Origin of the sequence: Burkholderia sp. Tr-862 (genome assembly GCF_011753085.1) — a bacterium.
Classification (GTDB): domain Bacteria; phylum Pseudomonadota; class Gammaproteobacteria; order Burkholderiales; family Burkholderiaceae; genus Burkholderia; species Burkholderia ambifaria.
Map to the genome: position 1 here is coordinate 1 of NZ_VWWG01000253.1, position 6324 is coordinate 6324.

A 6324-nucleotide genomic window follows, 5' to 3' on the forward strand; every position below is an offset into this window, starting at 1 on the left:
CGCGCGCGAGCGCCTTGCCGAAGCCGCCGCGCTGGCCGGCCGCGCGGCGCTGGCGCGCGCCGGCCGTCGAATACGCGTCGAGCTTGCGCACGACGGTTTCGAAATCCTCGTACGAATAGTGCATCAGCTTGCCCGCCAGCCGCTGCGCGGGCGTGTCGAACACGAGCCGTTCATGCACCAGGTCGTCGGAGAAGCGGGCGGCGCCGCGCCGGAACAGGCGCGGCACCCAGTCCGGATACCAGCCGCTGTGGCGGATCCACTGGCCGCAGAAGCTCGACAGCCGATCGAGCGCGTAGACTTGCGCGCCCGGCGCGCGGATGGCCGCACGGATCGACTGCGCGAGTTCGGGGCTGACCACCTCGTCGGTGTCGAGCGACAGGATCCAGTCGGTGTCGAGCGCGGCGAGCGCGCGGTTCTTCTGCGGGCCGAAGCCTGGCCAGTCGCGCTCGACGATCACGCGGGCGCCGTGCGCACGGGCGATCGCGACGGTATCGTCGGTGCTGCCGCCATCGATCACGACGACGTCGTCGGCGAAGGCCAGCGCGTCGAGGCACTGCGCGAGCCGCGCGGCCGCGTTGAGGGCGATGAGGGCGACGCCGAGGGTGGGTTCTGCCATGAAATCGTCGAAAAGGCGGAGAAAACGGTGAGCGGCAGTATACCCGCGCACCGGCCGGCGGCCGCTTCGGCAACGGCCGTGCCGGCGCGGGCGGTACAGCTATAATGTTGGGCCTTTTTCGGCAACCGCCGGACTGGGCGAATCCCGGGCAGCCATGCCCCGGGCGCCGCGTCGCGGCTCAAGAAGGATTGCCTTGGAAACCCAGAACACTCTTCGCAAACCGATGGACGGCACGGGCACGTCGCCGCTCACGGTTCTCAAGCGCCTGTGGCCGTACATCCGGCCGCTGATCGGCATCGTGGTGCTCGCCGTCGTCACGATGGGCGTCGTCGCGGCCACGGAAGCCGGGATTCCGGCGCTGCTCAAGCCGCTGCTCGACCACGGCTTCGGCTCGCACGGCAGCGACCGCGCGAAATGGTACGTGCCGATGGCCGTGATCGGCCTCGCGCTCGTGCGCGGCGTGTCGCAGTACGCGTCGAATTACCTGCTCAACTACGTATCGAACCGCATCCTGCTGCAGCTGCGGCTCGAAATGTTCCAGCGGATGCTGCACACGGGCGCGTCGTTCTTCCAGCGCGAGACGGCGAGCACGGTGATCAACGCGATCGTGTTCGAGGTCAACCAGATCCTGTCGGTGCTGACCGGCGTGATGGTCACGCTCGTGCGCGACTCGCTGACCGTGATGTTCCTGCTCGGCTACCTGTTCTACCTGAACTGGCGGCTCACGCTGATCGTCGCGGTGATCCTGCCGGGCATCGGCTGGCTCGTCAGCAAGATCAACCGCCGCCTGCGCCGCCTGAACCGCGAGCACCAGACGCTGACCAACGAGCTGTCGTACATCGTCGAGGAGACGGTCGGCGGCTACAAGGTCGTCAAGGTGCACAACGGCGAGACGTACGAGATGGACCGCTTCACGGCGATGAGCAAGCGCCTGCGCGGCTACGCGATGCGCATGACGATCTCAGGCGGGCTCGCGCAGCCGCTGACGCAGTTCCTCGCGTCGATCGCGCTCGCGGTCGTGATCACGATCGCGGTCGTGCAGTCGACCAACGATCAGACGACGGTCGGCGGCTTCGTCGCGTTCGTCACGTCGATGCTGCTGGTGATTTCCCCGCTCAAGCACCTGATCGACGTCAACCAGCCGCTGCAGCGCGGGATGACGGCCGCCGAGCTGATCTTCGGGCTGATCGACGAGCCGGCCGAGCCGCAGGGCGGCGGCCGCGCGCTGCCGCACGCGCGTGGCGAGATCGAATTCCGTGGCGTGTCGTTCGACTACGGCGCATCCGAGCGGCCGACGCTCGACCGCATTTCGTTCAAGGTCGCGCCGGGCGAGATGGTCGCGCTCGCGGGGCCGTCGGGCAGCGGCAAGACGACCCTCGTGAACCTGCTGCCACGCTTCTTCGACCCCACGGGCGGCGCGATCCTGGTCGACGGCGTGCCGGTGGCCGACTACGACATCCACGCGCTGCGTGGCCAGATGGCGATGGTCAGCCAGGACGTCGTGCTGTTCAACGACACGATCGCCGCGAACGTCGCGTACGGCCAGACGCCCGACCGCGCACGCGTGCAGGCGGCACTCGAGGCCGCGAACCTGGCCGACGCGGTCGCCGCGATGCCCGACGGGCTCGACACGCTGGTCGGCGGCAACGGGATGCGTCTGTCGGGCGGCCAGCGACAGCGGCTCGCGATCGCGCGCGCGATCTACAAGGACGCGCCTATCCTGATCCTCGACGAGGCGACCTCCGCGCTCGATTCCGAGTCCGAGCGCCACGTGCAGGCCGCGCTCGAGCGGCTGATGGAAGGGCGCACGACGCTCGTGATCGCGCACCGGCTGTCGACGATCGAGCGTGCGGACCGGATCCTCGTGCTCGAAGCGGGCAAGATCGTCGAAGAGGGCAGCCACGAAGAACTGCTGCGCCACGGCGGGCTGTACGCGCACCTCCACCGCATCCAGTACCAGCAGCAGGCGGCGTGACGCCGGGTCACGCCGCGGGGTCACATCGGTGTGCTAGTCTTGATCGGGCAGGCACCGTTGTTTCCGGTTCGACGTGACAACTCGGAGGGAAGAACAATGAAGAAGATGCACGGGACGATGCTGGCCGCGCTGATCGTGGCGGGTTTCGCGGCACCCGCAGCCATGGCGCAGGATCACGGCAACGATGACAACCACGGCAATCATGGCATGCACCGCGGTCATGGCCCGAAGCACATGCCGCCCGGCCAGATGCGCCACGAGGACGACGTGCCGCCGCGCTGGGCCGACCAGCCGCGTCGCGAGTGGCACAAGGGCGACCGGCTTCCCGGCGAATTCCGCGATCGCCAGTACGTGGTCGAGGACTGGCGCGGCTATCATCTGAGTGCGCCGCCGCGCGGCTATCAGTGGGTCGGCGTCGGCGGCGACTACCTGCTCGTGCAGATCGGTTCGGGCATCGTGCTGCGGGTCGGTCCGTAACGTTTCTTTCCGATCGTTCATCCGGCTGCCGGGCGTGTTGCCCGGCGCCGCGTCACTGTGCCGCCGCCCGGCGGAACCAGCGTCGCTCGATCAGCGACATCGCCCAGCACACGGCCAGCGCGCACACCGTGCCGAGCGCCACTTCCCCGAGCCGCATCAGCGGAATGTCCCATAGCGGGCCGTTTCCCGGAAACAGCAGCACGATCGTCGCGGTCACGCCGCCGAGCCGCGCCGCGCTGCCGACGTTCAGGCACCAGCAGCTGACGATCGTGAGCGCGACCGCGAGCGCATAGGCGACGAGGCGGTCGCCGCCGAGCGCTGCGCCCGCGAAGCCGAGCAGGCCGCCGATCATCGCGCCGATGAACTGGTCGCGCGACAGCGACATCGTGTCCGAGTAGTTGTGCTGCGTCACGGCGATCGCGGTGACCGCCGCCCACACGGCCTGTTCGGTGTGCAGCGCGCGGCCGATCGCGTACGCGAGGCACGCGCCGCAGACCGCCTGCAGCGCCATCAGCGCGCCCTGCGTGAGTCGTTCGCCGAAGGTCAGCCCCTTGAACAGATCGAAGATCGACTGCTGGATCTGCTGGCGGGCTTCGTTGAGTGTCCTGATCGTATCCATCGTGTCGTGCCAAGAAGCAGGGGCGGTGCGAGCGCGTCAGTGCGCCTGTTCGGGCGACGCGGCGGCCGGCTCGCCGGCGGTCACGTCGCCATTTTCGACGCGCGTTTCGGGCATCGCGAGCCAGACCAGCAGCGCCGCGAGCGCGCCGGCCGCGGCCAGCCCGAAGAAGCTGGTCGTGTTGCCGAAGTGATCGGCGACATAGCCGGCCACGGCCGTGCTGAGCGTCGCGCCGATTCCGGCCGCAAGACCGAACAGTCCGATGCACAGGTTGTAGCGGCCCTTGCCGCCCGCGACGTCGGCCGCGATCAGCGGCAGCATCACGCCGAACACGGCCGCGCTGATGCCGTCGAGCATCTGCACCGGCACGAGCAGGTACGGGCTGCTCACGCCGGCGAACAGCAGCGCGCGCACCGGCAGCGCGGAGAAGCCGAGCAGCAGGATCGGCCGGCGTCCCCAGCGTTGCGACGAGCGGCCGACCCATGGCGACAGCATCGCGACGATCGCCTGCGGCACGATGATGCACGCGGCGATCACGAGCTGCACGTTCTCGCCCATCCCGGCCGTGACTTCGCCGGCCGCGAGGTTGAGCATCGCCGCGTTCGACAGGTGGAACAGCACGACGCATGACGCGAAGATCAGCATCCGGCGATCGCGCAGCAGCTCGAGCAGCGTCTCGCGGTGCTCGCCTTCGTCGTGATCGTCGGGCTTCGACGACTGCGGAATCACTTCGTGCGTCGGCTGGATCATCGCGAGCGCGAACAGCGCGGGCAAGGCCAGCACCGCGGTCAGCCAGAACACAGCACGCGCGGAAAAATACTCGCCGGTGAGCCCCATCAGGCCCGCCGCGACCGCGCTGCCGATCGACGCCCAGCGCGCGTTGCGGCCGAGCCGGTCGCCGAGATCGGCGCGGCCGACCAGCGAGAACGAGATCGCGGCCATCGCCGGCACGAGCATGCAGCTCGCGAAGCCGTGGAACACTTCGGCCGCGATCACCGGCACGATCGTCGGGCTCGACGCGAGCAGCACCGCGGACAGGATGATGGCCACGATCGCCCATGCGGCCGCGCCTTTCTTGTTCTTCAGCGCGTCGACGGCGGCGCCGCCCGGCACCTGGCTGACCATCGCGCTGATCGTGCCGATCGACAGCACCATGCCGATCTCGCCCTGCGTCCACTTGTGCGACGCGAGGTAGGACGCGATGAACGGACCGAACCCGGTTTGAACGTTTGCAACGAAAAAGTTGAGCCAGTCGAGGGACCGCAGACTGCGTACGGTGACGGAATGCTTGATCGTCATCGGGTCGCACTCGCAGAGGAAGCTTGCGCCGGTGCCGGGGCAACGGGCGGGTAGACCGCGACGATCGGCTTGTCGGCCGCGTAGGGCGGCGCCGCCTTGATCTGGGCGTCGTTCAGGTCGAGCTGCGGGTGCAGCGCCTTGTCACGCGTGACGAAGCGCAGCGCGCCCCAGCTCGCGGCGATCGACCGGCGGTCGGTATTGACGAGGCCGCCGAGGTCGAGCACGACGGCCTGCGGCTGCGCGGCGCGGTCGATCAGCACGTCGACGACGCGGCCGATCTTCGTGCCGTTCGGGCGCTCGACGTCGCTGTCGAGCATCGGCAGTCGCGTGGTGGGGGACGCCGCGGCCGAACCCGACAGCGGCACGGCCTTGGGCCTCGCGGCAGGCGGCAGGTCGCCCGACGGCACGTCGAGCACGATCGGCTCCTGCTTGCCGCCTGGCGTGAAGCGGAACACGTTCCACGGGAAGACGACCTTGCGGTCGCCGATGCCCATGAAGCCCTGCAGGTTGACGATCATCTCGCGCGGATTGCCGTTCGCGTCGATCACCATGTCGACCGCGCGGCCGATCACCTTGCCGTTGCGGCGCGCGACTTCGCTGTCGAGCAGTGCATGGATCTGGGTGCGGTCGAGCGGGCGCGTCGCGACGAGCGGCGCGGGCGGAGGCGGCGGCGGTGTCGGCGATTCGGGGCGCTGCACGGGCTTCGGCCGCGTGACTTCACGGTGCGGCTTCTTCGGCGCTTCCGGTTCCTCTGGGGGCGTCGGCGCGGGCACGGGCGGCATCGTCAGCGGCTCGCCGGCGGTTTCCTCGATGGGCTCGACGAGCGCCTCGCTGATCGGCGCGGGCGGATTCTGGGTCGGCAGCAAGCCGCAGCCGGACAGCAGCGCGGCGGCTGCGAGCACCAGGAAGACCGTCGAGGACGGGAACGACATTCGGGATGCGGGAAACGGGAGTCCGCCGCTCATTGACACTCACTCCATGGGTCGGGGGCCGGGCCCGGGGGGCGCGCGGCTGGCGATGGATGGCGGGTGCGGGCGGCGCACCTCGCGAGGTGAGAGTTTAACGTGTCTTCCTTTCAGGACCGATTTCTGCGGAGGATTGGGCGCGGGATAGCGGGGAAAGGGTAGCGATCGATCGCGGGGAGGGCGGCATCGGGTGTCCGGGTGCCCTAACGCGTGCGGCGCCCGACCGTCGACGACGGTACGGGCGCCGCACGGGCTGCCGGCGTGACGTTACTTTTTGGCCAGCGTGCCAAGCGTCGTCGTGACCGGGGCGAGCAGGCCGCCGCCGGTCTTCGACAGCGCGCCGGTGCCGCTGCCGCCCGTCAGGCCGCCGACCGCC

At 69.4% G+C, this 6324-nt stretch carries 6 protein-coding genes; 2 read left to right on the top strand and 4 right to left on the bottom strand.

Annotated features, from left to right (window positions below; all coding sequences use genetic code 11):
• The coding region (locus F3J14_RS32925; protein ID WP_166726463.1) for a glycosyltransferase family 2 protein at positions 1–616 on the bottom strand (616 nt) is incomplete at its 3' end.
• 223 nt (positions 617–839) lie between these two features.
• On the opposite strand from F3J14_RS32925, the gene msbA reads away from it, so the two are divergent.
• Both msbA and F3J14_RS32935 read left to right on the top strand, forming a co-directional pair.
• On the top strand, positions 840–2591 hold the full coding sequence (msbA, locus tag F3J14_RS32930; protein ID WP_247682339.1) for a lipid A export permease/ATP-binding protein MsbA: 1752 nt from the start codon (positions 840–842) through the stop codon (positions 2589–2591).
• Between the two features lie 96 nt (positions 2592–2687).
• Positions 2688–3068 (top strand): RcnB family protein, encoded by a 381-nt coding sequence (locus F3J14_RS32935; protein ID WP_166726465.1) that lies wholly within the window; start codon positions 2688–2690, stop codon positions 3066–3068.
• Positions 3069–3120: 52 nt separating this feature from the next.
• Here the strand turns inward: F3J14_RS32935 and F3J14_RS32940 are convergent, their stop codons facing one another.
• From F3J14_RS32940 to F3J14_RS32950, 3 genes are read right to left on the bottom strand one after another with little or no spacing between them, the layout of a single operon-like run.
• On the bottom strand, positions 3121–3687 hold the full coding sequence (locus F3J14_RS32940) for an FUSC family protein (protein ID WP_166726466.1): 567 nt from the start codon (positions 3685–3687) through the stop codon (positions 3121–3123).
• 36 nt (positions 3688–3723) lie between these two features.
• Complete coding sequence (locus F3J14_RS32945) at positions 3724–4983, bottom strand: MFS transporter (protein ID WP_166726467.1); 1260 nt, start codon at positions 4981–4983, stop codon at positions 3724–3726.
• Positions 4980–5948, bottom strand: coding sequence for a PRC-barrel domain-containing protein (locus F3J14_RS32950; protein ID WP_166726468.1), 969 nt, complete (start codon positions 5946–5948; stop codon positions 4980–4982). The genes F3J14_RS32945 and F3J14_RS32950 overlap by 4 nt, the downstream gene beginning before the upstream one ends.
• Between the last annotated feature and the right edge of the window lie 376 nt (positions 5949–6324).

Coding starts and splice junctions, on each gene's coding strand:
- msbA (WP_247682339.1), top strand. CDS start 840: ATGGACGGCACGGGCACGTCGCCGCTCACGGTTCTCAAGCGCCTGTGG.
- F3J14_RS32950 (WP_166726468.1), bottom strand. CDS start 5,948: ATGAGCGGCGGACTCCCGTTTCCCGCATCCCGAATGTCGTTCCCGTCC.
- F3J14_RS32935 (WP_166726465.1), top strand. CDS start 2,688: ATGAAGAAGATGCACGGGACGATGCTGGCCGCGCTGATCGTGGCGGGT.
- F3J14_RS32945 (WP_166726467.1), bottom strand. CDS start 4,983: ATGACGATCAAGCATTCCGTCACCGTACGCAGTCTGCGGTCCCTCGAC.
- F3J14_RS32940 (WP_166726466.1), bottom strand. CDS start 3,687: ATGGATACGATCAGGACACTCAACGAAGCCCGCCAGCAGATCCAGCAG.